Consider the following 23,506-nt stretch of genomic DNA (forward strand, 5'->3'; position numbering starts at 1 on the left):
CGGGGCGGGGTCAGCCCTTGACGGGCGTGAGGGAGGTGAGCACGAGGACGGTGGTCACGGACCGGTTGGACAGCGTCGCGTACGGGTTGTCCTTCGTCGGCCAGCCGGTGAAGCGGGCGTCGGTGTACGCGCCCCACTCGGGTCCGGGGAAGAGCGGGACGACGGGGGCGTCGGCGGCGAACAGCTTCTGGAGTTCGCTCGCCTTGGCCTGCTGGACCTGCGGGTCGGTGGTGGCGGCGAAGGCGTCGATGAGCTTGTCGGCCGCGGCGTCGCCGTAGCGGTGGTAGTTCTCGGTGGCCTTGGTGCCGACGGGTTTGACCATGGTGGTGGCCAGGGCGCCGCGGTAGAACTCGTAGGGTGTGGCGCCGTTGTTGCTCCACACGATGCCGCTGTCGAAGGTGCCCGTCTCGTACGAGGAGACGACGGCGGACCAGTCCGGGGACTTGACGGTGGCGGTGACGCCCACCTCGGCGAGGTTCTGCTTGATGATGTTGGCGACGGAGATCCAGTCGGAGGACGCCGAGCCGACGGAGATGTCGAGGGCGAGCGGCCTGCCGTTCCTCTGGGTGCGTTTGCCGTCGGCGCCGAGCTTGTACCCGGCGGCGTCGAGGGCTTGGGCGGCGGCCGAGGTGCTGTACGTGGTCCAGTCGCAGGAGGCGGCGACCGCCTTGTCGCGCCAGGTGTCGTAGGCGTTGGAGAGGCCGGTGCAGTCGGCGGGGGTGCTGTAGCCGTTCATGGCGACCTTGGCGATCTTCGCGCGGTCGACGGCCCGGCTGAGGGCCTTGCGCAGGGCGGGGTCGTCGAAGGGTGCCTTGGCCGTGTTGAGCTGCCAGTTGATCATCGCGCCGGTGGTGGGGAACCAGTAGTGGTTCGTCCGGGGGTTCCTCGCGACGAAGGACTTCTGGATGTCCGGGACGAACGCCTGCGTCCAGTCGACCTCGCCGTTGGTGAAGGCGAGGTTGGCGCTGTCGTTGCCGGAGAAGGCGAGCATCCGTATGCCGGCGATCCGCTGCTTCGCGGGCTGCCAGTACGAGGGGTTCCTGCGGAGCTCGTACGACTGGCTCTGGAACTTGTCGACCTTCGTGTACGGGCCGGTGCCGACGGGGGTGGCGTTGGTGTCCTTGGCCGGATCGGCGATCTTCGACCAGATGTGCCGGGGGACGACGAAGTGGCCGGCGATCTCGTACAGGGCCGGGGAGAAGGGCTTGGTGAGGTGGAAGGTGACCTTCTGCGGGACGCCGTCCGCCGGTGCGTCGGCCGTGACCCTGCCCAGGTAGTCGAAACCGCCGAGCAGTTTCTTCTGCAGCTCGAAGGTGTGGACGACGTCCTCGGCGGTGAAGGGCTTGCCGTCGGACCACTTCACGCCCTCGCGGAGGGTGAAGGTGAGGGACCTGCCGTCGGGGGCCTGGGTCCAGGCGGTGGCGAGCCACGGCGTGTCCTTGCCGTCGGCCGGGTTGTGGACCATGAGCGGCTCGTAGACCGCCTCCTTGGTCATGGGCGCGGCCTTCGGCGAGAACGGGTTGAAGTTCCGTGTGAAGGTGCCCATGTCCTCGCGGGGCACGGTGAGGAGCTGGTCGCCGGAGGTGTCTCCGGCACCGCTCGCTCCCGTGCCGCCGGAGCAGCCGGTCAGGAACAGCGCGGCCGCCGTGGCGCCGGCGAGCAGCGCGGGGCGGAGCCGCCGCGCGGCTCGGCCGCGGACGGGGGAGGGTGTCATAATGGTGGCTCTTTCCTCTCTTCAACACACCTGACGAAGACGGGACGAGAAGACTCGACGGAGCTGATTCGCGGTCAGACCGACGAGCGTTCGAGCAGCGGGCAGTCGACCGTCACCCTGCGGGTGTCGAGCGGCTGCCCCGCTGCGAGAGCGGCCAGCATGTCCACGCCCTTGGCGCCCATCGCCTCGAACGGCAGGGCGAGCGTGGTCAGTTTGGGCCGCAGGTAGGCGGCGATGAGTTCCTGGTTGTCGTAGCCCACCACGGCCACGTCCGCCGGAATCCGCAGCCCACGTTCCTTGATGGCGTCGTACGCGCCCATCGCCATCCGGTCGTTGCCGCAGAAGAGGGCGGTCGGCCGGTCGGCGCGGTCGAGCAGTTCGCAGGCGGCCGTGTAGCCGCCGTCGGCGGTCGCGTGGCCGGAGACGACCAGCGACGGGTCCAGGGGAAGCCCGGCCTCGCGCAGGGCCCGCTCGTATCCCTCGCGCCGGCCGAGGGCGGCCGGGATGTCCGGGTCGAGGTTGATGAACCCGATGCGCTCGTGACCGGCCTCGACGAGGTGGCGGGCGGCGCGGTGGCCGCCGGTGACCTCGTCGGGGACGACGGAGGGGAGTTCGCCCTCGGCGTCGTAGCAGTTGACGAGGACGGTGGGGACCTCGCGGGCCGCCTTGGGGAGGGTGACCGCACGGTGCCAGGTCGTGGCGTAGAGCAGTCCCTCGACCCGCTGTTCGAGGAGTTTGTCGAGGGCGGCGGCCTCCTGGGCGGCGTCTCCCTCGCTCGCGGCGATCAGCAGGAACTTGCGGTCGAGCCAGGCGCGGTCCTGGGCGCCCTTGATGACGTCGACGGCGAAGGGGGCGGTGACGATCTCGGTGATCAGTCCGTACCACTCGCTGCGCTTGGCGGCGAGCGCCCGGGCGCCGGCGTTCGGCCGGTATCCGAGCTCGTCGATCGCGGCCAGAATCCGCTGCCGCGTCGCGTCCGGGATGGCCGCGCCGGGGCGGTCGTTGAGGACGAACGAGACGGTGGTGCGCGACACGCCCGCATGCCGGGCGACATCACTCATGGTGACGCTTCGAGCACTGTGGGCGGCCACGGGATCCCTTCGGTTACGCGCTTTAATAACGCGCGTTAGTTGAGCGTTGCTGGCAAGTTACGACCGCGCTCCGGCCGATGTCAATATCTTGGTCACGAGCGCTCCGGACGACTTCCGGGAGCGACGACCGACGAGTGACGACGACGGCCGACGACGACAGGGGGACCGGTCCGGTGGAGCAGTACGAGGGACTTGAGCTGATGACCGTCACGAAGGTCTCGGAGCTGGAGGCGTGGCTGGAAAGCCACCATGCCGACCGGCCCGGGGTCTGGCTGAGGATCGCCAAGAAGGGCCAGGGGGGCGAGTCGCTGACGAATCCGGAGGTCCTCGACTGCATGCTCTGCTTCGGCTGGATCGACGGGCAGCGCAAGGGCGGGGACGGGGCGTACTACTTCCAGAAGTACACGCCGCGACGGTCGCGGAGCCTCTGGTCGCAGGTGAACGTCCGCAAGGTCGCGGCGCTCACCTCGGCGGGACGGATGCGCGAGTCGGGTCTCGCCGAGGTGCGGGCCGCACAGGCGGACGGCCGGTGGGAGGCCGCGTACCCCTCCCAGGCGGAGGCGACCGTCCCGGACGACCTGGCGGCGGCCCTGGCGGCCGACGAGGGGGCGCGGGTCTTCTACGAGGGCCTCGGGAGGACCGATCAGTACCTGGTGATCATGCGCCTCTGGCAGGCCCGCACCGAGAAGGGCCGGGCGCAGCGTCTTGAGCGCATGATGGCGAAGCTGGCGGCGGGCGAGAAGGTCCGGTGAACCCCTGGAGCTGCCGGGATCAGCGGCGTCGTCGGTAGAGGACCTGATGGGCGTCGTACTCGACGAACGAGGAGACGTGGGTCATGCCGACGGCCTCCAGGAGCCGCCGGGAGCGGTGGTTCGCCTCCTGGGTGAGGGCGACCACGCTGGGGGTGGCGAGGAGCGTGGCCTCGACGACGGCGGCGACGGCCTCGCGCGCGTATCCGTGCCCCCAGTGCTCGGGCAGGAACTGGTAGGAGACCTCCGTCTCCCCGTCCCGCGCCCCGGGCTCCACCGTCACGAGCCCGAGCAGCACCCCGTCGGCGGCCCGCACCACGGCGTGGACGCCGGGCGCCCCGACGACTCGCCGCTGCCGGATCCTCACGACCTGCTCGGTGACCGGCCCGCCCAGATGGCGCCTGACCTCGGGGTCCGTCCACAGCCGGGTGACGGCCGGCACGTCGGCCGCCCGCACGGGGCGCAGCAGGAGCCGCTCGGTGACGAGGGAGGCGCTCGGAGCCGGAGCCGGGACCGGGGCCGGGTCGGCGGTCGAATCCGGAGTCGGGGCCGGAGCCAGGGCGGCGGTCGCGTCCGGAGTCGGAGCCGGAGAGGTGGGCATACATCCGATCATCTCAGCCCGGCCCCGCTCCCCCGTCACGCGGCCTAGGACGAGGGACGGACACGGGTAGGGCCCCCGGGCCGAGGTGCGGGTGGCGTCGGCCGCACCAGGATGGCGCTCATGCGAATCGGAATTCTCGGCACAGGACATGTAGGACAGGCACTCGCTTCGGCGTGGGCGCGGGCCGGCCATGACGTGGTCATCGGATCGCGGCGGCCGGACGACCCGGAGCTCCTCGCGAAGCTGAAGGAACTCACCGCCACCGGATTACGGGTCGACAGCTGCGCGGGGGCCGCGGCGCACGCCGAGGTGCTGGTGAACGCCACCCCGGGCACGGCCTCCGTGGCACTGCTGCACACGATCGGCGCCCGGGCGCTCGCCGGAAGGATCATCCTTGACGTAGGGGTCGGCTTCCTGGCGGACGGATCGCTCTCACATCCGGATGTGAGCCTCGGCGAGGAGATCCAGCAGGCGTTCCCCGAGACGCGGGTGGTGAAGACGCTCTGCACGATCGACCGGAAGGTGATGATCGCACCGGACTCCCTGGAGGGTCCCGGCACTGTTTTCCTCTCGGGCGAGGACGCGGAGGCGAAGAAGGCGGTAGGCGGACTGGTCGCCGATCTCGGCTGGTCGGACGACTCCCTGCTCGACCTGGGCGGCATCGTGACGGCGCGGGGCCAGGAGCACTTCGCCCTGCTGTTCACCGGAATCGCGCGGGCGACCGGCACCTACGAGTTCGGCATCCGGGTCGTCCTCCCCACCTCGGGCGGGAGCGGCCTCGACCACTAGGTGCCGATCATGCCGGGCTCGCGACGCCTGGCACCGCGCCTCGCCGCGTTGTCGTCGGTCGGCAGGCCCCCCGTAGCCCTTCGGGCACGGGAGGTGCCCCCCACCGCCATGCCTCCCTCCTCCGCCTCGCGATCCGTCCCCTCGGCCCCTGCGGGCCTGAGGAGACCCCATGCACCAGACGCCGCTCCCTGATCCGGCCCGATCGACAAGACACCCCCCGGCCCGCTCTCGGGTCAACGGCGGGTGACGGCAACGTGCCGTCATCCGCCGTTGTCCGGCGATGGATCAGATCTGCCACCGGTAACGGATGTACCCCGACAGGGTGTTGCTGACGTGTTCGTGGTCCAGCAGGTTGACCTGGGCGTTCATCTTGCCGCCACCGGTCGCCTCCTCGAAGCTGCCTTCGCCGCGGGTGATCGTGAAGGTGCCGGACGGGTAGACCATGGTGTCCGAGGTCAGCGGAGCGGTGAGGTGGTAGCTGAGGAAGAGCTTGTCGCCGTCGCTTTCGGTGATGGTGGCCGTCCCGGTGATGTCGTACTGGCCGGGGACCGTCGCCGTGCACGCCACCTCGTCCTGCGTCCAGGTGCTGCCGGCGGCGACCGGCTTGCCGACGACGGTCCCCGTTCCGGTCACCTTGTAGCCCACACAGCCGACGGTGTCCGGATGGGCGGTCGCGATCACCGAGTAGTTCGCGCCGAGGTCGAACGTGGGCGGGTTCGTGACGGCGCCCGCGGTGCCGGTCGTGCTGCCGAAGATCAGTGCTGCTGTGGCTGCCGCGCCCGCTATGCGAGCGGTCCAACGGTGAGCGATTCCCGCCATGTTCTCCCCCGTGTTCGTGCAGAAGTCATCCAACGCGGCCTGAGTAAAGGCCTGTTGCGGACAGCTTCTCCGAACGGGGGCTCGTGCGTCGAGGCATTCAGCCTCGTTTCGCGTCTTCGGTTTGGATCCGACGCCTGTTGTTCGCTCACCGGGACCAGTACTGCGCGAGGGCCCCCTCTCGGTACGGTGCCGGGCTCACGCTGAGTTCGCCGGCGAAGGGGCGGTCGAGCACGAAGACCAGGAGGAGGCTGAAGCCGATGAGCGCGGCGACCGAGGCGACGAAGAGGAGCTGGATCCGGAGCTTGCGCATGCCGTAGAGGAAGGTGAGCGGGACGAGGACGATCGCGCCGCCGAAGGCCAGGGCCTGGAGCAGCGGCGGGAGTTCCTGCTCGGCCATGGTCAGGCGGGCCCGGCGCTGGGCGGCGACGTCGTTGAGGTGACCGACGGCCTCTTCGTAGAAGACCTCTTCGCGCGGGGACTTGGGTTCGTACGTCTGGAGGACGTCGAAGGCGGCCCGGAGGTGCTTCTCCGTGGCCCCGTAGCTCGGCTGCCCGGCGCGCATCCGGGGCCACTGGTCCTCGACGACCGCGTGGACGTAGCCGCTGAGGGCCGCGTCGAGGTCGGCGCGGACGTCGGGCGGGAAGGCGGCGGCGTCGCGGGCGATGAGCGCGGTGTCGGTGGCCTCGCTCGCGACGATGGTCTGCGTGCTGTCCAGCTGGGTCCAGAGGGTGACGATGACGAAGGCGAGGATGATCCCGTAGATCGCGCCGAACATCCCCAACGTCACCCCGACCATGTCGTTGTGCTCCCCCCGGGCCAGCGAGGGGTATCTGCGGCGGAGCAGCACGCTGCCGGCCACGGCGAGGGCGACGGTCCCGCCGACGGTGACCACGGCCAGGGTGAAGGTGCTGAAGTGATTGAGCAGCCAGAGCGACATGTGCGCGGAGTCTAGGTGCGCCGCGCGGCCCGACCTGCCAGACGGCGGCGATCACGGTGAATGATCACTCGCCCGTGTAGGCGATGGAACACGCATGGCCCGCAACCGCTGCCCGGACGACGTCAACCGGGTGTGACCGACGACCGCACTCGTACCGGCGCCGCCGTCACCTCCGATGAACGTACGCGCACGGAACCGGCCCCTGAGCCCGGGCCCTTCGTCCGCTCCGAGTAGAGTCGACGGGCCGGTGAGGTACGAGCGACGGGGAGCTCATGCTGATCGATTCCGCATTGCCGCGATGGGACTTCCGCGAGGTGCACACCTTGGTCGTGGCTGCGCCGCCCGAGGCAGTCTGGACGGCCCTGGAGTCACTGACGTCCCATGACATTCCCGTCGCACGTGTCCTGTTGGGACTGCGAGCCCTGCCCGCCCGCCTCCGGGGGAAGAAGAGTCACGACACCCGCAGGGACGAACCGATGCTCGCGTCCCTGAACGAGAACTTCGTGCAGCTCGCGGACATCGCCGGCGAGGAGATGGTCTCCGGAGCGGCCGGCCAGTGGTGGAAGCCCAACGCCCCCTTCGTGGACGTGGACAGTCCCGAGCAGTTCCATCGCTTCGATCGCACGGGATATCTGAAAGCGGTGGTCAACTTCCGGGTGACCGGCCACCCGCGGGGCACGTTGCTGCTGACGGAGACGCGCGTCGTCGCCCTGGACCCGAGGACCCGGCGGATCTTCCGGCCGTACTGGTTCCTGCTGGCCCGCCCCTTCGGCGGTCTGATCAGAAAGGCCTGGCTCAGGGCGGTGGGGACCCGGGCCGTCGCCCTGCAGCGGGGCTGACCTCCTCCCCTCTCGCGCCGGTCCGGACCCGCGAACGACCTGTGTGGCTACCCCGCCCCGACGGACGTCAGGGCGGCCTTGATCGACGCCCACTCCGGGGCCGTCGGTGCGTACGTCTCCCGCGCCGTGGCGATGTCCTTGTAGCCACTGGAGGTGACCACGCACACCACAGGGCCGTCGTTCTCGCTCGGCCCGTGGGCGCGCAGCCCGGCGAGACCTGCGGCCGACGAGGTCTCACACCAGAGCCCCAGCATCGCCAGCTCCTCGCGTGCCACCGTCATTTGACCATCCGTCACCGTACGAGCCGCTCCCCCGGTGTCACGGACGGCGAGAACGCCCCGGTAGCTGTTGAACTCGCAGTCGATCGCGTACGCCGTTGTCGGACCCACGGGAACCCTGGCCACGGGCGTACCGGTGCGGAGCGCCTCGGTGAGGGCGCCGGCCGCGGCGGGCTCGGTGGCGTACATCCGGGGGACGGAGTCGGTGACCCCGAGCCGTACGAGTTCCTGGAAGCCCTTGGCCACTCCGAAGAGCAACTCTCCGTAACCCGTGGGGAGATGAACCGCCGTCGGCGCACGTCCGAGGTCGAGGGCGATCTCGTAGGCGAGGGTCTTGTAGCCCTCGGGCCCGAACGGGTGCCCGGTGTGACCGCGGTCCGTGACGCTGCTGACGCTCTGGAAGCCGAGCTCGTCGACGATCCGCCGCATCAGGGGCCGCACCGACGCGTACGGGACGGTCAGGACCGTCGCCCCGTAGGCGCGGAGGTGTGAGGCGACGGCGGGCGGGGCGTCCGGGGAGGTGAACACCGCGCAGGGCAGTCCGGCGCGGGCCGCGTACGCGGCGGCGGCCGCGCCGTGGTTGCCGGAGGAGGAGACGACGATGCCACGCGCGCCGGAGGCGACGGCGGCGCTGACGGCGACCCGGTTGAGCCGGTCCTTGTGGCTCCAGGTCGGGTTGCGGGACTCGTCCTTGATCCAGACCCCGTCGGGGAGTTCGACCATCGGGGTGTTGCCTTCGCCGAGGCCGGGGGCGGCGAGGGGCGGGAGGAGCGGAGCCCACCGGTCGAGGCCGTGGGCGGCGGGGCGGGTGAACAGGTCGGCGGGTACGTCGTCGTAGGCGTAGTCGATGTCGAGGGGGTACGCGATCTCGTCGGTCGAGGTGACCGGGCAGCCCCGGGTGAGCGGGGGCCAGAGCGGGTGGCGCACGGACGGATCGGCGAGCGAACGCTGGGCGAGGGCGAGCGAGGTCACACGTGGCCCTTTCCGGAGGGGTGAACGTCGGGTACGGAGTCAGTCGGCCATGCGTCGTGTCACCGCGGCCAGGGCTCCCGGCCGGCGGCCCGGGACCCGCTCGCGCAGGGCGACGAGCAGGGGGCCGAGGGTGCGGGCCCTCGCCCTGTCGCCGATCTGCTCCCACTGGTGGTGGGCCCGGTCCACGGCCCCTTCGACGTCGGGGTCGTCCGGCCGCTGCCGCAGGCCGAGCCTGGCTTCGGCGGCGGCGAGCCACAGTTCGCAGCTGCGGGCGGGTTCTCCGGCGAGGCGGGCCAGGTCGGCCCGTACCTCCGTCCAGTGGACGGCCTCCTCGGACCGGGGCCCGTGGCGGCGCAGGGCCTCGTGCTCCCAGGCCGCCGCCACCGCCGCCGCCTCGCCGTGGCGCCCCGCCATCGCGGCGGCCAGGATCGCGGGGTGCGGATCCTGCTCCACGACCGGTACGGGAGCGGGGGCGGGCGCCAGGAAACGCGACTCCGGCGCGACCGTGGCGGCGTGGGCGGCGGACTCCGCGTGGAGCGTGGCGTACGGGAGGCGGGCGCCGGAGCGCCAGAGTTCCGCCCAGGACCGCAGATACACGGGAGCCATGGGCTCGCCCCGGCGCGGGGCGGGGGTCACCCGCCCGTAGAGGGTCGGTCCGGGACCCAGGTACAGGAGGTCGGGTGTGGTGGTGAGGCGTTCCCATACGACGGGATCCGCCGCGAGGTCCGCGACGACGGTCGTGGTGCCGGGGGCCCGGACGCCCAGTTCGCCGGCGAGCCAGTGCCAGGGCAGGGCGGTGTAACGGAGGGTCGCCGGAGTGGTGCGGGCCAGGGCGAGGTGGGTCAGCTGTTGCCGGCGGTCGAGATGGAGCTGCCCCGCGAGGCAGAGGACCAGCGGACCCGGGCTCGCCGCGGCGGCACGCAGACGGGTGAGGACGGTCTGCGGGTCGAGCGGATCGGCGAGTTCGACGACCGTGGCGGTGCCGGTGCCGGTGAGGACGCCGGGCGGTACGGCGGCGAGAGCGGGGAGCACGGAGGCGGCGTCGATGGCGCGCCCCCGCCCGGCGGGCGCGGCGGCGAGCAGCACGGCGGTCCCGGTGGCGGCGGCTCCGGAGTTCCCCGTACGCACCTCAGGCGCCCCGTGCGCGCCTGACGCGTCCGGGCTCGGCACAGTCGGCACGCCTGTCACGGCCGGACTCGGCACAGTGGCCACACCTGTCACGGCCGGACCCGGCACAGGCTGTGCAGTCGGCACGCCCGCAACCGTCGTACCCCCCGCTCCGGGCTCGCTCGTGCGCGTCCCACCCGTCACGCCCGTAACTGCCGTACCAGGGGCTCCCGTCGTGCCCGGTTGCCTTCTCGTGCCCGCCCCGCCCGTGACCGCCGTGCGCGTGCTCACCGTGCCGATTCCGTCGTCGTTCACCACCCCAGCACCGTAACCCGTCGCGCCCTGGCCGATAATCGCTGGGCCTTTGGCATATGCCATAGGCACCACCGGATCGAGTGTTGCCAAATCCCTTACGGGCTGTCGCGGGCTGTGCAACAGTCGTATGCGGGCCTCACATTCACACCTGGCCTGGCCGTGCCGCGCCTGTATCGGAGTACGACATGCCGTCCCCACTGTTCGCGGATCGCCCCGCCCAGCAGCCGGAGCCGGGCGCGGTGGACGCGCTGATCTCACAGACCCGCCGCCTGCGCGGCGAGCTCGTCGCCGTGCGCCGGGAAGCCGTGGTGAACGACGACGATCCCCAGCAGCGCTGGCAGCGCGCCCTCTGTGACCTCGCGGTTCACCAACTCGACGACCTCGGGACCCACTTGGGTCAGCTTCGGGCGGGCGTCCCGGAGGAGGTCGCCGTCGAGCCGGCCGCCGAAGCGGTCCCCGACACGGCGCTCTCCACGGACCCCGGCACCGCGTACGGCGAGGCCGCCCCGCAGGGCACCGGCTCGCTGCTCTCCCGCGTGGGCAGCGCCGAGTGGAACCTCCTCACCGACGAGGTCAGCTGGTCCGAAGAGCTGTTCCAGATCTTCGGACGTACGCGCGAGAGCGGTCCGATGTCGCTGGACGAGATGCCCACGATGGTCTTCGCCGAGGACCAGCCCGTCCTCCAGGGCATGGTGACGGACTGCCTGATCGACGGGAAGCCGATCGACGGCGAGTTCCGGATCGTGCGGACCGACGGCTGCGTGCGCACGGTGCACATGACGGGCGAGCCCGTCCTCGACGCCGACGGCTGCACCGCCTCGATGTGGGCCGTGCTCCGTGACGTCAGCGAACTGCGGCGCAGCCAGCGGGCGGTCCGGGAGAGCCGGGACAGCCTGGAGCGCAGCCGCCACATCGAGCAGACCGAGCGGCGGGTCGCCGTCGAGCTCCAGGAAGCGGTGCTCCCGCCGTGGCGCGGCTCCCTCCGCTTCGCCCACGACGGCCCCGCCCCGCTCGACGTGGCCGCCCACTACCTCCCGGCCGCCAGCACCGGTCTCATCGGTGGCGACTGGTACGACGCACTGGCCCTGCCCGACGGGGACGCGCTGCTCACCGTGGGTGATCTGACGGGTCACGGGGTCGCCGCGACCTCCTCGATGGCCATGCTCCTCGGCGCACTGCGCGGCATGGCGGTGGCCGGGATCCGGCCCGCCGCCCTGATGGGTCACCTCAACCAGCTCCTGGAGACCTCCGTACAGCCCGCGCTCGGCAGCGCGATGTGCTGCCGCTACGACCCGGTCGCCCAGACGCTGACCTGGGCGCAAGCCGGCCACCCCGCCCCGCTGCTGTTCCGCGACGGGACGGGGCACGTCCTCCGGCGGCCCGAGGGTGTTCTCCTCGGGGCAACGACCGGGGCCGTGTACGGCGAGGCCGAGACCCGGCTGCTCCCCGGTGACCTGCTCGTCCTGCACACCGACGGGCTGACCCGTGGCAGCGGTCCGGACGACGACACGGGCACCCGACGACTGCTCGCGCTCGGTCGGCGGCTCATCGGGGCGCGCGACGCCCAGGAGGGTGTGCGCGCGGTGGTCGAGGAGTTCGGCGAGGAGCAGCGCGAGGATGACGCCTGCGTGATGGTGGTCCGGGTCGGACGCTGAAGCCCCGGGAGCGGATCGGGCACTGAAACCCCCGGAGCGGGGCGGCCGTTCGGCCTCGGCGAGGCGTGCCGCAACGGCCCGGCGCACGGGCATGGCGACCCGGCGTACCACGACGCTGTGGCACGACAGCCCAGGTCACCGACTGCCGCTCGGCGACAGCCCGTTGACGACGATGCGTGAGGCTCCTCGGCCGCGACCCCGTCGCTCGGCCTCGTAGTTCGGCTTCGTGGTTCGGCAGCGCTGGAGGTCGAAGCCCCTCAGGCCTGCCCCGTCCTCGGTCGGTTGACCGGCGACCTCGGCAGGGCCAGTTCGATCTCCTCGCGCAGGTGCTCGATCCTCGCGTAACCGGCGTACTGCCCGGTCAGCCGGTACATCTCCCGGAGCCGGTCCCAGGTGCGGTGGGACGAGGTCTCCCCCATGGACATCAGGGCGAGCCGGGCGTACCGGTCGGCCTGCTCCGGGTCGTCGGCGATGAAGCAGGCCGAGGCGAGCGAGATGTGGTCGAAGAGCTTCGAGCGGTCGTGGCCGCCGAGCCGCAGTTCCAGCGCCAGCTTGGCGTGACGCTGGGCCGGGACCGCGGCGGCCGGGTCGTGATCGGCGAGGGTGCGGTAGGCGAGGGCCTGCATGCCGTGCATGTCGGCCTCGTCGAAGTTCTGCATCCAGCTGGGGTTCTTCTCGTCGCGCCGGTCGGACACGAACAGGTCCTCGGCCTCGCCGAGGGTGCGGCGCATGGCCTGTCCCCGGCCCATCGAGGCCTGCGCCCAGGCCTCGATCGTGTGGAACATGGCCCGGGTCCGGGGCAGGACGCGTTCGCCCGAGCCGTCCTTGGCGAGCTTCATCAGGTCGAGGGCGTCGTCCGGCCTGCCCAGGTGCACCATCTGGCGGGCGGCACGGGACAGTGCCTCGCCGGCCCGGGGCCGGTCGCCGCCCTCGCGGGCCGCGTGGGCCGCGATCACGAAGTACTTCTGTGCGGTGGGTTCGAGGCCCACGTCGTGCGACATCCAGCCGGCCAGGACGGCCAGGTTGGCGGCGACGCCCCAGAGGCGCCGCTGGAGGTGGTCGGCGTGGCGGTAGGCGAGCATGCCGCCCACCTCGTTGAGTTGGCCCACCACGGCCTTGCGCTGGAGACCGCCACCCCGGGAGGCGTCCCAGGCACGGAACACCTCCACCGAGTGCTCCAGAGCCTCGATCTCCTCCGACCCGATGGGGGCGGCCTCGTAGCGGTCGAACCCAGCGGGGTCGGCGTGGAGGGGATCGATGGCCCGCTGGGGGCCGGCCTGGCGGTTGGGGTCGGTCTGCAGCCAGTCGTGCATGGCATTGCTGAGTACGGAGCCGGCGGCAAGCGCGGCACCCGCGCCCACCAGGCCGCGTCGGTTGAGCATGAGGTCCATTCCCGTGAATTCGGTGAGGACCGCCGCCGTACGATCGGGTGCCCAGGGCAGCCCGTCAGGGTTTTCCGTCTTCCTGACGTCCTGCCTCTTTCCGCTGCGCCCGTGTCGTACGAACCCGAGGTCCTCGATGGTCACGACACGGCCGAGTCGCTCGGTGAACAGTGCTGCCAGCACCCGGGGGACGGGATCGCGCGGGGTTTCGCCCCGGTCGATCCACCGCCGCACCCGCGAGGTGTCGGTCGCCAGCTGGGGGTGGCCCATGGCCGCCGCCTGCCGGTTGACGAGTCTCGCGAGTTCGCCCTTGGACCAGCCGGCCAGGCCGAACAGGTCTGCCAGGCGGGTGTTGGTTTGTCCGGTCACGTCTAAGCCCCCAGGTTCTCGGCTGAGTTGAATCTAGCCCCCTGTCATAGGCCTGGCGACAATTCGCCAGGGTTCGCCATGGCCCGCTCGATGTTCCGCCACCCGCGCCCGGGTGTCAGGTAGGAACGCGCCACCCCGCCCCGCCGACCGGCCCTCATTCCCCAGGGTGCGGACCGGGGGCGGGCGGGGCGACGCACGCAACTCGTCGGCACACGAAGGGATCTGTCACCTCCATGTACACAGCATCGTCCTCCGTGTCCGCCCCGCCCCGGCCGCAGCACCGCATCGTCCAGGCCGGCGCCGGACCCTACCTCGCTCCCGCCCCGCAGGCCGTCCGGCCGCGGCGCTGGACGGGCGGCACGGGTACCCAGCCGATCAGCGGGAGAATCGATCTGTCCGGCCCCCAGGGGGCTCAGCTGAAGATGGCGATCGCCTCCGTCCACCGCATCTGCCCGGAGTTCAACCCGGTACAGGTGCTGCGACGCAGCGGGCGTTCCGTACTGATCGTCGGAACGACCGGGCGGACCACGGCAGTCGCGAAGTGTTTACTGGACCACTCCCCCGCGTGGGTCGAGCGGTTCCGGCACGAGATAGCTTCCTACCGCTCCTTCGTCCGCCACCGTCCGCCTGTGCGGGCGCCGCGGCTGATCGCGGCGGACCCGGAGAACTGCACGCTGGTGATCGAGCGGATGCCCGGACGGGCGGCGGCGCTCTCGCGCCACCCCGTCGAGGCTCCGCCCCGGGCCGATGTGCGGGCCGCGCTCGGCGCGATCGCCCGGCTCAACGCCTGGCGGCCGCCGGTCGGGACCTTCGACGCACCGCTGGACTACGGCACCCGGATCACGCGCTACCACGAGCTCGGCCTCTTCACGGACCGGGACCGGGACGACCTGCAGAAGCTGCTGCACGGTCTGGCGCACGCGGGCGGCCGCCAGGGCATGGGCCAGTTCTGTCACGGTGACGCCCTGCTCTCCAACATCCTCCTCTCCCCCGCCGGACCGGTCCTCGTCGACTGGGAGCACGCCGGCTGGTACCTGCCCGGGTACGACCTGGCGACCCTCTGGGCGGTGCTCGCCGACGCGCCGCTGGCCCGGCGTCAGATCAGTCAGCTCGCCCAGCAGGCGGGCCCGGCCTCCCGGGACGCCTTCCTGGTGAACCTGATGATCGTGCTGACGCGGGAGATCCGCACCTACGAGACGGCGGTGCAGCGCACCATGAAGGAGGCTCCGCCCGCCGGTTCCGTACCGGTGCCCACGGGCGCGCTCGCGCCGGGTGAGGAACAGCGGCTGCTCCTGAGGCGGCTGCACGACGACTGCGCCATGGCACGGCGGGCCGTGCGCGCGGCGGTCGGGACGCGCTGAAAGGGGCGGGACCGACCGACGACACGGGGGAGGGTGCGCCGTGCGCCCGGTGCCGACACACCGGGACGCGGCGCATCGGCTTCACCGCCGACGGAGCGACTCCGATCGGCTTCGGACCTGAGCCAATGGTCCACTCCACTGACGCGTCCCAGGCCCGGGACCCGTCTCCGCGAAACTCCGCCAAATGGCCTCCGTTCCCACTCTGACGTGGGAACTTGCCTTTGCGTAGGCGTGATTGACGGATCGTCCGGGAGCCGATACCCCTGTACGGGTTCGGCCCCGCACGCCCCGGTGTCACCCCCCGCCTCTGGAGGCTGCCTTGCTCCGTTCCGCGTCGCTCAGACGTACGGCTCCACGCCGTCCCCTCAAGACGGCGGGCGCCCTCGCGTCCGCCGCCCTACTGCTGCCCCTGTTGTCCGCCGCTCCCCCGGCCGGCGCCGAGGTGCCGGAGCCGGGTTCCCTGCAGGGGCAGTTCGCGCGGGCGGCCGCACGCCACGGCGTACCCGAAAGCGTGCTGCTCGCCGTCTCGTACCTCCAGTCGCGCTGGGACGCCCACGGTGGTGCGCCGAGCGTGACGGGCGGCTACGGGCCGATGCATCTGACGGACGCGGTGACGGCGCTGGCCGAGGCACCTCCGCACCACTCGGAGGGTACGGAGGACGCCCGGGGCGACTCCTCGCGCGCCGTGCGCTCCGGCGCGGAGACCCCGACACCGGTGCCGGCCGCCGGGTCGCTGCCCGCACGGCTGCGGACCCTGGAGCGGGCGTCCGCGCTGTCGGGGATTCCGGCCGAGGAGCTGCGCACCCGTACGGCCGCGAACATCGAGGGCGGCGCGGCGCTGCTCGCCGCCGCGCAGCGCGAGTCCGGCCTGGCGGCGAGCGCGGACCCGGCGGACTGGTACGGGGCCGTGGCGCGGTACTCCGGCGCGGACGACTCCGCCACGGCCTCGACGTACGCCAACGACGTCTTCGACGTGATCCGGAGCGGCGAGTCGCGGACGACGGACAGCGGGCAGGTGGTCACCCTTCCGGCCGCTCCGGCGGTCGAGCCGGCCACGGAGCAGGTCGCCGGCCTCGGGCTGCGCCCGCCCGCCGCCGGTCCCGTGGAGTGTCCGCGCTCGGTGGCCTGTGAGTGGATCCCGGCGCCGTACGAGGAGTTCGGCGACGGCGACTACGGCAACCACGACAAGGCGAACCGGCCGGCGGCGCAGTCGATCGACTACATCGTGATCCACGACACCGAGGCCGACTGGAAGACCACCCTGGACCTCGTGCAGGACCCGACGTACGTGTCGTGGCAGTACTCGCTGCGCTCCTCCGACGGGCACATCGCCCAGCACGTGCCGCTCAAGGACGTCGCCTGGCACGCGGGCAACTGGTTCGTGAACGCCAAGTCCGTGGGCCTTGAGCACGAGGGCTTCCTCACCTCACCGGACTCCTGGTACACGGAGGCGATGTACCGGACGTCGGCACGGCTCGTACGTCATCTCGCCGCCCGGTTCGACATCCCGCTCGACCGGCAGCACGTCCTGGGTCACGACAACGTGCCGGGCACGGTCACGTCCACGATCAAGGGCATGCACACGGACCCGGGGCCGTACTGGGACTGGGCGCACTACTTCCGGCTGCTCGGCCGTCCGATCACGCCGAGCGCCGGGCCCGGCGCCGCGGTGGTGACGATCCGCCCGGACTACAGCGCCCATCAGCCGGTCTACACGGGCTGTGTCACGGCGGGCGAGGCGTGTGCGCCGCACGGCAGCGGGGCGGTGCGCCTGCACACCGGGCCGAGCGCCGACGCGCCCCTGGTGAAGGACATCGGTCTGCGGCCGGGTGGGCAGGACTCGACCACCGGGGTCAACGACACCGGGGCGCGTGCCTCGACGGGGCAGAGCTACGCGGTGGCGGAGCGCCGGGGCGACTGGACGGCGATCTGGTACCTCGGGCAGAAGGCGTGGTTCCACAATCCGGGGAAGGAGCCGACCGCGGTGAACGCGCGGGGTCCCGTCCTGACTCCTCGGGAGGGGCTGCCGTCGGTGCCGGTGTACGGGCGGGCGTACCCGGAGGCCTCGGCGTATCCGGCGGGTGTACCGGTGCAGGCGGTGTCGCCGCTGCCGTACCAGCTGCTCGCGGGGCAACGGTACGTGGTGGGCGACCGGACCACGGGCGAGTACTTCTTCGCGCCGGTGTTCGACAGCAGCGGGCACAAGGTCGTTCGGGGGCAGGAGGAGTACTACCAGATCCAGTTCGGCCATCGGGTGGCCTTTGTGAAGGCGGCTGACGTGCGGGTTTCCCGGTCCTGACGGAGGGCTGGCCGAAAGGTGCGGGGTGGTGCCGGATGAGCGATCCGGCACCACCCTTTCGGCGTTCATAGGACTATTCGGGAGATCGCGTGCGCCGTACGGGCGACGGGTAAAGGTGGGCCGGACAACAGCTCGTGCTCACCGGAAGGCCCCCCAGCAGATGCCTCAGCCCTTCGTTATGCCGGATTTCTATGTTCCGTATCCGGCGCGGCTCAATCCCCATGTGGAGGCCGCCCGCACGCACACCCGGGACTGGGCGCGGGAGATGGGGATGCTGGAGGGTTCGGGGGTCTGGGAGCAGCAGGATCTCGACTCCCACGACTACGCGCTGCTCTGCTCGTACACGCATCCCGACTGCGACGAGGAGGCGCTGAACCTCGTCACGGACTGGTACACCTGGGTGTTCTTCTTCGACGACCACTTCCTGGAGGTCTTCAAGCGGCCCCAGGACCGGGCGGGCGGCAAGACGTACCTGGACCGGCTGCCGCTGTTCATGCCGGCGAACCCGGCGGCGGGCATGCCCGAGCCCACCAACCCCGTCGAGGCGGGTCTCGCCGACCTCTGGCGACGAACCGTTCCCTCGATGTCCGGGGGCTGGCGGGTGCGGTTCGCGGAGGCGACGGAGCACCTCCTGTACGAGTCGCTCTGGGAGCTCGACAACATCAACGACGGGCGGGTCGCCAACCCCGTCGAGTACATCGAGATGCGGCGCAAGGTGGGGGGCGCGCCCTGGTCCGCCGGTCTCGTCGAGTACGCGGCGGGGGCGGAGGTCCCCGCCCGGGTGGCGTACTCCCGGCCGCTGCGGGTGCTCAGGGACGCCTTCTCGGACGCCGTCCACCTGCGCAACGACCTCTTCTCGTACCAGCGCGAGGTGGAGGACGAGGGCGAGAACAGCAACGGCGTCCTGGTCCTGGAGAAGTTCCTCGGCTGTACGACCCAGAAGGCGGCCGACGCCGTCAACGACCTGCTGACCTCGCGGCTCCAGCAGTTCGAGAACACGGCGCTCACCGAAGTGCCGCTGCTCGCCGCCGAGAAGGGCCTCGACGCGGCCGAGTGCGCGGCCGTGGCCGCGTACGCCAAGGGGCTCCAGGACTGGCAGTCCGGCGGGCACGAGTGGCACATGCGCTCCAGCCGGTACATGAACGAGGGCATGGTCGGCGGACCTTCGCATCTCGACGGGGTCATCGGCACCTCCGCACTCGACATCCGCACCCTCTTCGGGCGCCCGGCCGCGTCCCGGCTGCGGGCGCTCACGCACGTACCGCACCAGCCGGTGGGGCCGTCGCTGCTGCCCGAGTTCGACCTGCCGTACCCGCTGACGCTCAGCCCGCACCACGCCGAGGCGCGGCGGCTCTCCCTGGACTGGGCCGAGCGGTTCGGTCTCCTGGACGACATCTGGGACCGGCCGATGGCGGAGGGCTTCGACCTGGCGCTGTGCTCGGCCGGCCTCGATCCGGACGCCACGCCGGAGGAGCTGGAGCTCAGCGCGGAGTGGCTGACCTGGGGCACGTACGCGGACGACTACTACCCGTCGGTCTTCGGACGGAGCCGCGACCTCGTCGGCGCGAAGGAGCAGACCGACCGGTTCAAGTCCTGTCTGACGGTTGCCGATCCGGCCGCCGGGGCGACGCTCGCCGTGAACCCGATGGAGCGCTCGCTCGCCGACCTCTGGACGCGCACCGCCGGCCCGATGGCGCCGGAGGCCCGCGTCCAGTTGCGGTACGCGCTCGACGTCATGCTGGACAGCTGGATGTGGGAGCTGCACAACCAGATCCAGCACCGGGTTCCCGATCCCGTCGACTACATCGAGATGCGGCGCAGCACCTTCGGCTCGGAACTGACCACGCTGATGTGCCGGTTGCGGCACACGGAGGTGCTGCCGCCGGAGCTGTACCGCTCGGGCACGGTGCGCGCGCTGGAGAACGCGGTCATGGACTACGGGACGCTGATCAACGACCTGTTCTCGTACCAGAAGGAGATCGAGGTCGAGGGCGAGGTGCACAACGGCGTTCTGGTGCTCCAGAAGTTCTTCGACTGCGACTACCCGACCGCGGTGGCCATGGTCGACGACCTGATGCGGGGCCGGCTGCGCCAGTACGAGCACCTGAAGGCCCGTGAAGTCCCGCTGATGTACGAGGAGTTCGGGCTGGACGCGGCCGGGAGGGCGGCCTTCGAGGGGTATCTGCGGGAGCTGGAGGACTGGCTCGCGGGGATCCTCAACTGGCATCGGGAGGTGCGGCGTTACCGCGCCGAGGACGTTCACTCGGGCAGCGGGACCCCGCTGGTGGGCCGGGGGCCGACGGGCCTGGGGACCTCGGCGGCGCGGGTGGCGTCGCTGCTGGGATCCGCGGCGCGCTGACACCGACCGTCGATACGGCGGAGGGCCGCCACCGGGGCAGTCCCGGGGCGGCCCTCCGGCCGGTGCGGCTCAGGCGCGGCGGCTGCCGCGCAGCTCGTCGAGTTCGCGACGGTCGCGCTTCGTGGGGCGTCCGGTGCCCCGGTCGCGTACGGCGGCGACGGCCACCTGCTCGCGCGGCGGCGGGGGCGGGCTGTTGTCCACGTACGCCTCGGCGGCGACCGGCGGACCGATCCGCTTGGCGTGGAGCACCTTGACCTCGACGATCCGCTCCCGTCCGCCGTGGAAGAGCCGGACCTCGTCGCCGGGCTTCACCGGCTGGGCGGGCTTGGCCCGTTCGCCGTTGACCTTGACGTGTCCGGCCCGGCAGGCCGCGGCGGCCTGGGCACGGGTCTTGGTGAGGCGGACCGCCCAGATCCAGCTGTCGACGCGTGCGCTCATCGGCCCCCGCTCCCCGTCAGCCCTGCTGGAACAGCTCGGCGGGCAGCGGCTTGAGCAGCGCGTACAGGTCGTCGGTGATCGGCCGGTCCCAACTGGCGATCGTGACGAGGACGTTGTCGCTGCGGTCGAACTGGACGCAGGAGATACGGCTCTCGGAGAGCTTGAGGCGACGGACGATGAGGAGGTTGTCGCCCTGCATCACGGGGCAGTCCTCGGTGTCGAGGAGCTCGACCGGCTCGTCGTTCTCCAGGGCGGCGAGGAGCTGCGCCACCTCGAAGGGGATCTGGCCGTCGGCGAGCTCGCGCGCCGGGGAGCCCTCGGGCAGATTGCCGATGATCATCGCGGGGCCGCGGCCGCCGAACAGGTCGTACCGGAGGAAGACGCCCTGGCAGGAACCGTCGGGAGCGGGCAGCAGGCCGGCGCCGAGATTGCCGGGCCAGTCCCCCGGGTCCATGGCCAGGACGTCGAAGTCCGGGCCCGCGGGAGTGGCGGCGCTGCGGCGGCGGAGGAAGGACATACGGCCATGGTACGTGCCCCGGCGCGCGATGCGACGCGCCGGGCGGCTCCGGGCGGTCAGCCCTGTCCGGCGGGGTCGCGCGGCTCCCGTCCCGTGTTCCTCAGGGCCTGGGCGAGGCCCGTGCGGTCGGTCCCCAGCTTGCGGTAGACGGCCGACAGGAGACGGGCCACGGTGGTCGCGTCGAGACCGAGGACGGCGGCGGCGTCCTGGTCGCGGACGGTGAGATCGGCGGCGGCGCGCTCACGGGCGGTGAGCGTGTCCGTGCCTGCGGGGTGGAGGGCTCGGGGGCGGAGTCCGGCCGCCGCCAGCTCGGCGCGCGCGACCTCGACGAGGGCGTCGGCGCCGCAGTCCTGGGCTGCCTCCAGACCCCGGTAGAGGTGCTCGGCGGCCTCTCCGGCGCGTTCCGTGCGGCGCAGGGCCGCGCCGAGGGCGACGAGGGAGCGGGCCAGCTCGTACGCGGCGGGTGACTGGTCGAGCCAGTCGACGGACTCCTCCAGGAGCTTCACGCGCTCGGAGGGCTCGGACACCTCGGCGGTCACCCGGAGCGCCTGGCCGATCGCGGAGGGCGCCCCGTACTGGCGGGCGCGGGCGACCGCGTCGTGGGCGGTGGCGCGGGCCCGGCCGGGGGTGGTGGCGGCCTCGGCGAGGGCCAGGTGGAGCTGCCAGGGGCACCAGGCGGGGTTGCGCATGCCGCGCGGGTCGAGGCGGCGGCCGACGGCGGCCAGCTCGGCGGCGGCCTCCTCGGTACGTCCCCGGGCCAGGAGCAGTTCCGCGTGGACGGTCTGGGAGTCGGGGAAGGTGACGGCGGCGGGGAAGGGCTCGCCGAAGTCGTGGGCGTCGGCGATCCTGGCGGCCTCCTCGGTCCGGCCGCGGGCGAGCAGCACCTCGATGGTGGCACCGACCGCGTACCACTGGGCGGGGGTGCGGGGTCCGACACGCTCGGAGAGTCGGAGGCCCGCGCGGACGAAGTCCTCGGCCTCGACGAGCCGGCCGCGCCGGTAGCGGATGTAGCCGAGCAGGGTGTACGCGAAGGAGAGGTGGGCGCCGCGCCAACCCTGGCTCTCGAACTCGGCGGTGCCGGCGGCGAACAGCTCCTCGGCGCGGCCGGGCCGGTCGGCGTAGAGGTGGGTGAGGGCGACGAGGACCGGCACTTCGAAGCCGCGGCTCTCGTCGGCCCAGCTCAGGCCCCCTTCGAGGGCGCGTTCGGCATGGCGGAGAGCGACCGCGGAGGGTTCTGCGCGCAGGGTGGCGTCCCAGGCGCGGAGGCCGATGATGTACCGCTCGGTGAGGTCGCGGCCGGTCAGCCGGTCGGCGAGGGCGGAGAGGCGGCGGGAGCGCGCGGGCGACTCGGGTTCGTCGGCGCGGAAGGCGTCCCACATGAACTTCTCGGCCTGCATCCGCAGCCGGCTGCGGGCGTCGGTGGCCTTGCGGGCCTCGCGGCCGAGGAGCTCGGAGGCCTCGACGAGCCGGTCGCTGTGGGCGAGGACCTGGGAGAGGCGGTAGACGATGCCGTGGCGGAGCGCCGGGTCGGCGACGGGCTCCTCCAGGGCGGCGCGCAGATGGTTGACGGTGGTGGCGGGTTCGGTGAGGAGTGAGGAGCAGCCCAGTTCGAAGAGGACGGCGGCCCGGTCGTCGGCGGCGGGCGGCTCGCGCAGGGCGCGGGCGAGGAAGCGGCGGGCCGCGTCGGGGGCTCCGGCCCGGAGGTTCTCCCCGGCGGCGGCGCGCAGCTGGTTCACGACCCAGGGGTCGCCCTCGGGGTGGGTCTCCAGAAGGTGGCGGGCGGCGGCGGTGGGGCCGAGTCCGGCGTCGACGACGCACCAGGCGGCCTGCCCGTGCAGGGCCACACGGGTGGCGGCGGGGATGGAGCGGTAGACGGTGGTCGCGATGAGGGGGTGGACGAACTGGAGGGGGTCGTCGGGGCCTTCGGTCTCGGCGAGGACCCGGGCCTCGCGCAGTCGGGCGGCGCACTCGGCGACCGCCTCGCCGCCGAGACCGGCGACGGCACCGGCGAGTTGGGGGGAGATCTCGGTGCCGAGGACGGCACAGGCCCAGGCGAGGCGGACGGTGGCGGGGCCGAGGCGTTCGAGGCGGGTGACGAGGCCGGTGCCCTTGAGGGCGGCGGCGAGGTCGCGGAGCTCGTGGGCGCCGTCGGCGTTGGGTTCGAGGCCGCGGTCGCGGACCTTGGCGGCGAGTTCGACCGCCTCGAAGGGGTTGCCGGAGGTGACGGTCCAGAAGTCGCGGCAGAAGGTGTCGTCGGCGTGGGCTCCGACGCGGTCGCGGACGAGCCGGGCGACGGCGCCGGAGGTGAGCGGGGCAAGCCCGAGGGGCCGCTGCCCTGACCTGCGTCCGGTGAACTCCACGCCCTCGTCGGGGAGTTCGTCGGGCCGGTAGGCGACGACGAGGAGCATGGGCAGCTCCTCGGCGCGTGGGGCGAAGGCGGCGAGCCAGCCGAGGGATTCGGGGTCGGCCCAGTGGACGTCGTCCAGGACGACGACGAGGGGTGCGCGGCGTACGGCGAGATGGGTGAGGACCCAGTCGAGCCCGTCGCGCAGTCCCTGCGGGTCGGGCGGCGAGCCCTCGGCGGAGGCCCGGAGCCCGAGGGCGGGGCCGACGATGTCGTACCAGGAGCCGAGGCGTTCGCGGAGTTCGGCGTCGGAGGCGTGGGCCAGCTGCGGCTGGAGGAGCTGCCGGGCGACATGGAAGGCGACCCGCTGCTCCTGGTCGCCGCCGCGCGCGGAGAGGACCGTGCAGCCGCGGGCGCCGGCGCGGCGGCGGATCTCGGCGAGCAGCGTGGTCTTGCCGAGACCCGCGGGGGCGGCGTAGGCGAGGATGCCGCCGCGGCCGGTGTCCGGGCGGCGGCCGGGGGCCTCGATGGCGGGGTCGCCCGGTCGGGCGGAGTCGCCGGTCCGGGCGTG

18 protein-coding genes are annotated in these 23,506 nt (G+C 72.3%); 7 read left to right on the forward strand and 11 right to left on the reverse strand.

Features of this window, described 5'->3' with window-relative positions:
- Positions 1–10 precede the first annotated feature (10 nt).
- Both OG514_RS34500 and OG514_RS34505 read right to left on the reverse strand, forming a co-directional pair.
- Positions 11–1,714, reverse strand: a complete 1,704-nt coding sequence (locus OG514_RS34500) for an ABC transporter substrate-binding protein (RefSeq protein ID WP_266901475.1) — start codon at positions 1,712–1,714, stop codon at positions 11–13.
- Between the two features lie 74 nt (positions 1,715–1,788).
- Positions 1,789–2,775 (reverse strand): LacI family DNA-binding transcriptional regulator, encoded by a 987-nt coding sequence (locus tag OG514_RS34505; protein WP_266901477.1) that lies wholly within the window; start codon positions 2,773–2,775, stop codon positions 1,789–1,791.
- Between the two features lie 230 nt (positions 2,776–3,005).
- Between OG514_RS34505 and OG514_RS34510 the strand changes: the two genes are divergently transcribed.
- Complete coding sequence (locus OG514_RS34510; RefSeq protein ID WP_266902277.1) at positions 3,006–3,557, forward strand: YdeI family protein; 552 nt, start codon at positions 3,006–3,008, stop codon at positions 3,555–3,557.
- A 19-nt stretch (positions 3,558–3,576) separates the two neighbouring features.
- On the opposite strand, the gene OG514_RS34515 is transcribed toward OG514_RS34510, so the two are convergent.
- The gene (locus OG514_RS34515) at positions 3,577–4,155 is read right to left on the reverse strand and encodes a GNAT family N-acetyltransferase (RefSeq protein ID WP_266901479.1); all 579 of its coding nucleotides are present in this window, start codon (positions 4,153–4,155) and stop codon (positions 3,577–3,579) included.
- 111 nt (positions 4,156–4,266) lie between these two features.
- On the opposite strand from OG514_RS34515, the gene OG514_RS34520 reads away from it, so the two are divergent.
- On the forward strand, positions 4,267–4,944 hold the full coding sequence (locus OG514_RS34520; RefSeq protein WP_266901481.1) for an NADPH-dependent F420 reductase: 678 nt from the start codon (positions 4,267–4,269) through the stop codon (positions 4,942–4,944).
- A gap of 285 nt (positions 4,945–5,229) precedes the next feature.
- Here the strand turns inward: OG514_RS34520 and OG514_RS34525 are convergent, their stop codons facing one another.
- Together OG514_RS34525 and OG514_RS34530 are read right to left on the reverse strand one after the other, a co-directional pair.
- Positions 5,230–5,763 (reverse strand): hypothetical protein, encoded by a 534-nt coding sequence (locus tag OG514_RS34525; RefSeq protein WP_266901483.1) that lies wholly within the window; start codon positions 5,761–5,763, stop codon positions 5,230–5,232.
- A gap of 145 nt (positions 5,764–5,908) precedes the next feature.
- Entirely contained in the window at positions 5,909–6,700 is a 792-nt protein-coding gene (locus tag OG514_RS34530; protein WP_266901485.1) for a DUF4239 domain-containing protein, read from the reverse strand.
- A gap of 476 nt (positions 6,701–7,176) precedes the next feature.
- Between OG514_RS34530 and OG514_RS34535 the strand changes: the two genes are divergently transcribed.
- Complete coding sequence (locus OG514_RS34535; protein WP_266901487.1) at positions 7,177–7,539, forward strand: hypothetical protein; 363 nt, start codon at positions 7,177–7,179, stop codon at positions 7,537–7,539.
- A 47-nt stretch (positions 7,540–7,586) separates the two neighbouring features.
- Here the strand turns inward: OG514_RS34535 and OG514_RS34540 are convergent, their stop codons facing one another.
- Positions 7,587–8,789, reverse strand: a complete 1,203-nt coding sequence (locus OG514_RS34540; protein ID WP_266901489.1) for a pyridoxal-phosphate dependent enzyme — start codon at positions 8,787–8,789, stop codon at positions 7,587–7,589.
- Between the two features lie 39 nt (positions 8,790–8,828).
- Positions 8,829–9,917, reverse strand: a complete 1,089-nt coding sequence (locus OG514_RS34545) for a hypothetical protein (protein ID WP_266901491.1) — start codon at positions 9,915–9,917, stop codon at positions 8,829–8,831.
- A gap of 479 nt (positions 9,918–10,396) precedes the next feature.
- On the opposite strand from OG514_RS34545, the gene OG514_RS34550 reads away from it, so the two are divergent.
- The gene (locus OG514_RS34550) at positions 10,397–11,866 is read left to right on the forward strand and encodes a PP2C family protein-serine/threonine phosphatase (protein WP_266901493.1); all 1,470 of its coding nucleotides are present in this window, start codon (positions 10,397–10,399) and stop codon (positions 11,864–11,866) included.
- A 257-nt stretch (positions 11,867–12,123) separates the two neighbouring features.
- Here the strand turns inward: OG514_RS34550 and OG514_RS34555 are convergent, their stop codons facing one another.
- Entirely contained in the window at positions 12,124–13,617 is a 1,494-nt protein-coding gene (locus OG514_RS34555; RefSeq protein ID WP_266901495.1) for a hypothetical protein, read from the reverse strand.
- Positions 13,618–13,850: 233 nt separating this feature from the next.
- Between OG514_RS34555 and OG514_RS34560 the strand changes: the two genes are divergently transcribed.
- The 3 genes from OG514_RS34560 to OG514_RS34570 all read left to right on the forward strand — a co-directional run bounded on the left by OG514_RS34560 (position 13,851) and on the right by OG514_RS34570 (position 19,636).
- Positions 13,851–14,978: an aminoglycoside phosphotransferase family protein gene (locus tag OG514_RS34560; protein WP_266901497.1), complete on the forward strand. Its 1,128-nt coding sequence runs from the start codon at positions 13,851–13,853 to the stop codon at positions 14,976–14,978.
- 319 nt (positions 14,979–15,297) lie between these two features.
- Complete coding sequence (locus OG514_RS34565) at positions 15,298–17,277, forward strand: N-acetylmuramoyl-L-alanine amidase (protein WP_266901499.1); 1,980 nt, start codon at positions 15,298–15,300, stop codon at positions 17,275–17,277.
- 160 nt (positions 17,278–17,437) lie between these two features.
- Entirely contained in the window at positions 17,438–19,636 is a 2,199-nt protein-coding gene (locus OG514_RS34570) for a germacradienol/geosmin synthase (RefSeq protein ID WP_266901501.1), read from the forward strand.
- Between the two features lie 69 nt (positions 19,637–19,705).
- Here the strand turns inward: OG514_RS34570 and OG514_RS34575 are convergent, their stop codons facing one another.
- Genes OG514_RS34575 through OG514_RS34585 form a run of 3 tightly spaced genes read right to left on the reverse strand, consistent with a single transcriptional unit; the run spans position 19,706 to position 23,464 of the window.
- The gene (locus tag OG514_RS34575; protein WP_266901503.1) at positions 19,706–20,074 is read right to left on the reverse strand and encodes an RNA-binding S4 domain-containing protein; all 369 of its coding nucleotides are present in this window, start codon (positions 20,072–20,074) and stop codon (positions 19,706–19,708) included.
- 16 nt (positions 20,075–20,090) lie between these two features.
- Positions 20,091–20,591 carry a hypothetical protein gene (locus OG514_RS34580; RefSeq protein WP_266901505.1) on the reverse strand — a complete coding sequence of 167 codons (501 nt, stop codon included), beginning with the start codon at positions 20,589–20,591 and terminating at the stop codon, positions 20,091–20,093.
- Between the two features lie 56 nt (positions 20,592–20,647).
- Positions 20,648–23,464, reverse strand: coding sequence for an AAA family ATPase (locus OG514_RS34585; protein ID WP_266902279.1), 2,817 nt, complete (start codon positions 23,462–23,464; stop codon positions 20,648–20,650).
- Between the last annotated feature and the right edge of the window lie 42 nt (positions 23,465–23,506).

It is taken from the genome of Streptomyces sp. NBC_00572 (assembly GCF_026341815.1).
GTDB lineage: Bacteria > Actinomycetota > Actinomycetes > Streptomycetales > Streptomycetaceae > Streptomyces.

Excerpts from the sequence above, each read along its gene's own strand:
- OG514_RS34500 (WP_266901475.1), bottom strand. The coding sequence starts at position 1,714 with ATGACACCCTCCCCCGTCCGCGGCCGAGCCGCGCGGCGGCTCCGCCCC.
- OG514_RS34505 (WP_266901477.1), bottom strand. The coding sequence starts at position 2,775 with ATGAGTGATGTCGCCCGGCATGCGGGCGTGTCGCGCACCACCGTCTCG.
- OG514_RS34510 (WP_266902277.1), top strand. The coding sequence starts at position 3,006 with ATGACCGTCACGAAGGTCTCGGAGCTGGAGGCGTGGCTGGAAAGCCAC.
- OG514_RS34515 (WP_266901479.1), bottom strand. The coding sequence starts at position 4,155 with ATGCCCACCTCTCCGGCTCCGACTCCGGACGCGACCGCCGCCCTGGCT.
- OG514_RS34520 (WP_266901481.1), top strand. The coding sequence starts at position 4,267 with ATGGCGCTCATGCGAATCGGAATTCTCGGCACAGGACATGTAGGACAG.
- OG514_RS34525 (WP_266901483.1), bottom strand. The coding sequence starts at position 5,763 with ATGGCGGGAATCGCTCACCGTTGGACCGCTCGCATAGCGGGCGCGGCA.
- OG514_RS34530 (WP_266901485.1), bottom strand. The coding sequence starts at position 6,700 with ATGTCGCTCTGGCTGCTCAATCACTTCAGCACCTTCACCCTGGCCGTG.
- OG514_RS34535 (WP_266901487.1), top strand. The coding sequence starts at position 7,177 with ATGCTCGCGTCCCTGAACGAGAACTTCGTGCAGCTCGCGGACATCGCC.
- OG514_RS34550 (WP_266901493.1), top strand. The coding sequence starts at position 10,397 with ATGCCGTCCCCACTGTTCGCGGATCGCCCCGCCCAGCAGCCGGAGCCG.
- OG514_RS34560 (WP_266901497.1), top strand. The coding sequence starts at position 13,851 with ATGTACACAGCATCGTCCTCCGTGTCCGCCCCGCCCCGGCCGCAGCAC.
- OG514_RS34570 (WP_266901501.1), top strand. The coding sequence starts at position 17,438 with ATGCCTCAGCCCTTCGTTATGCCGGATTTCTATGTTCCGTATCCGGCG.
- OG514_RS34575 (WP_266901503.1), bottom strand. The coding sequence starts at position 20,074 with ATGAGCGCACGCGTCGACAGCTGGATCTGGGCGGTCCGCCTCACCAAG.
- OG514_RS34580 (WP_266901505.1), bottom strand. The coding sequence starts at position 20,591 with ATGTCCTTCCTCCGCCGCCGCAGCGCCGCCACTCCCGCGGGCCCGGAC.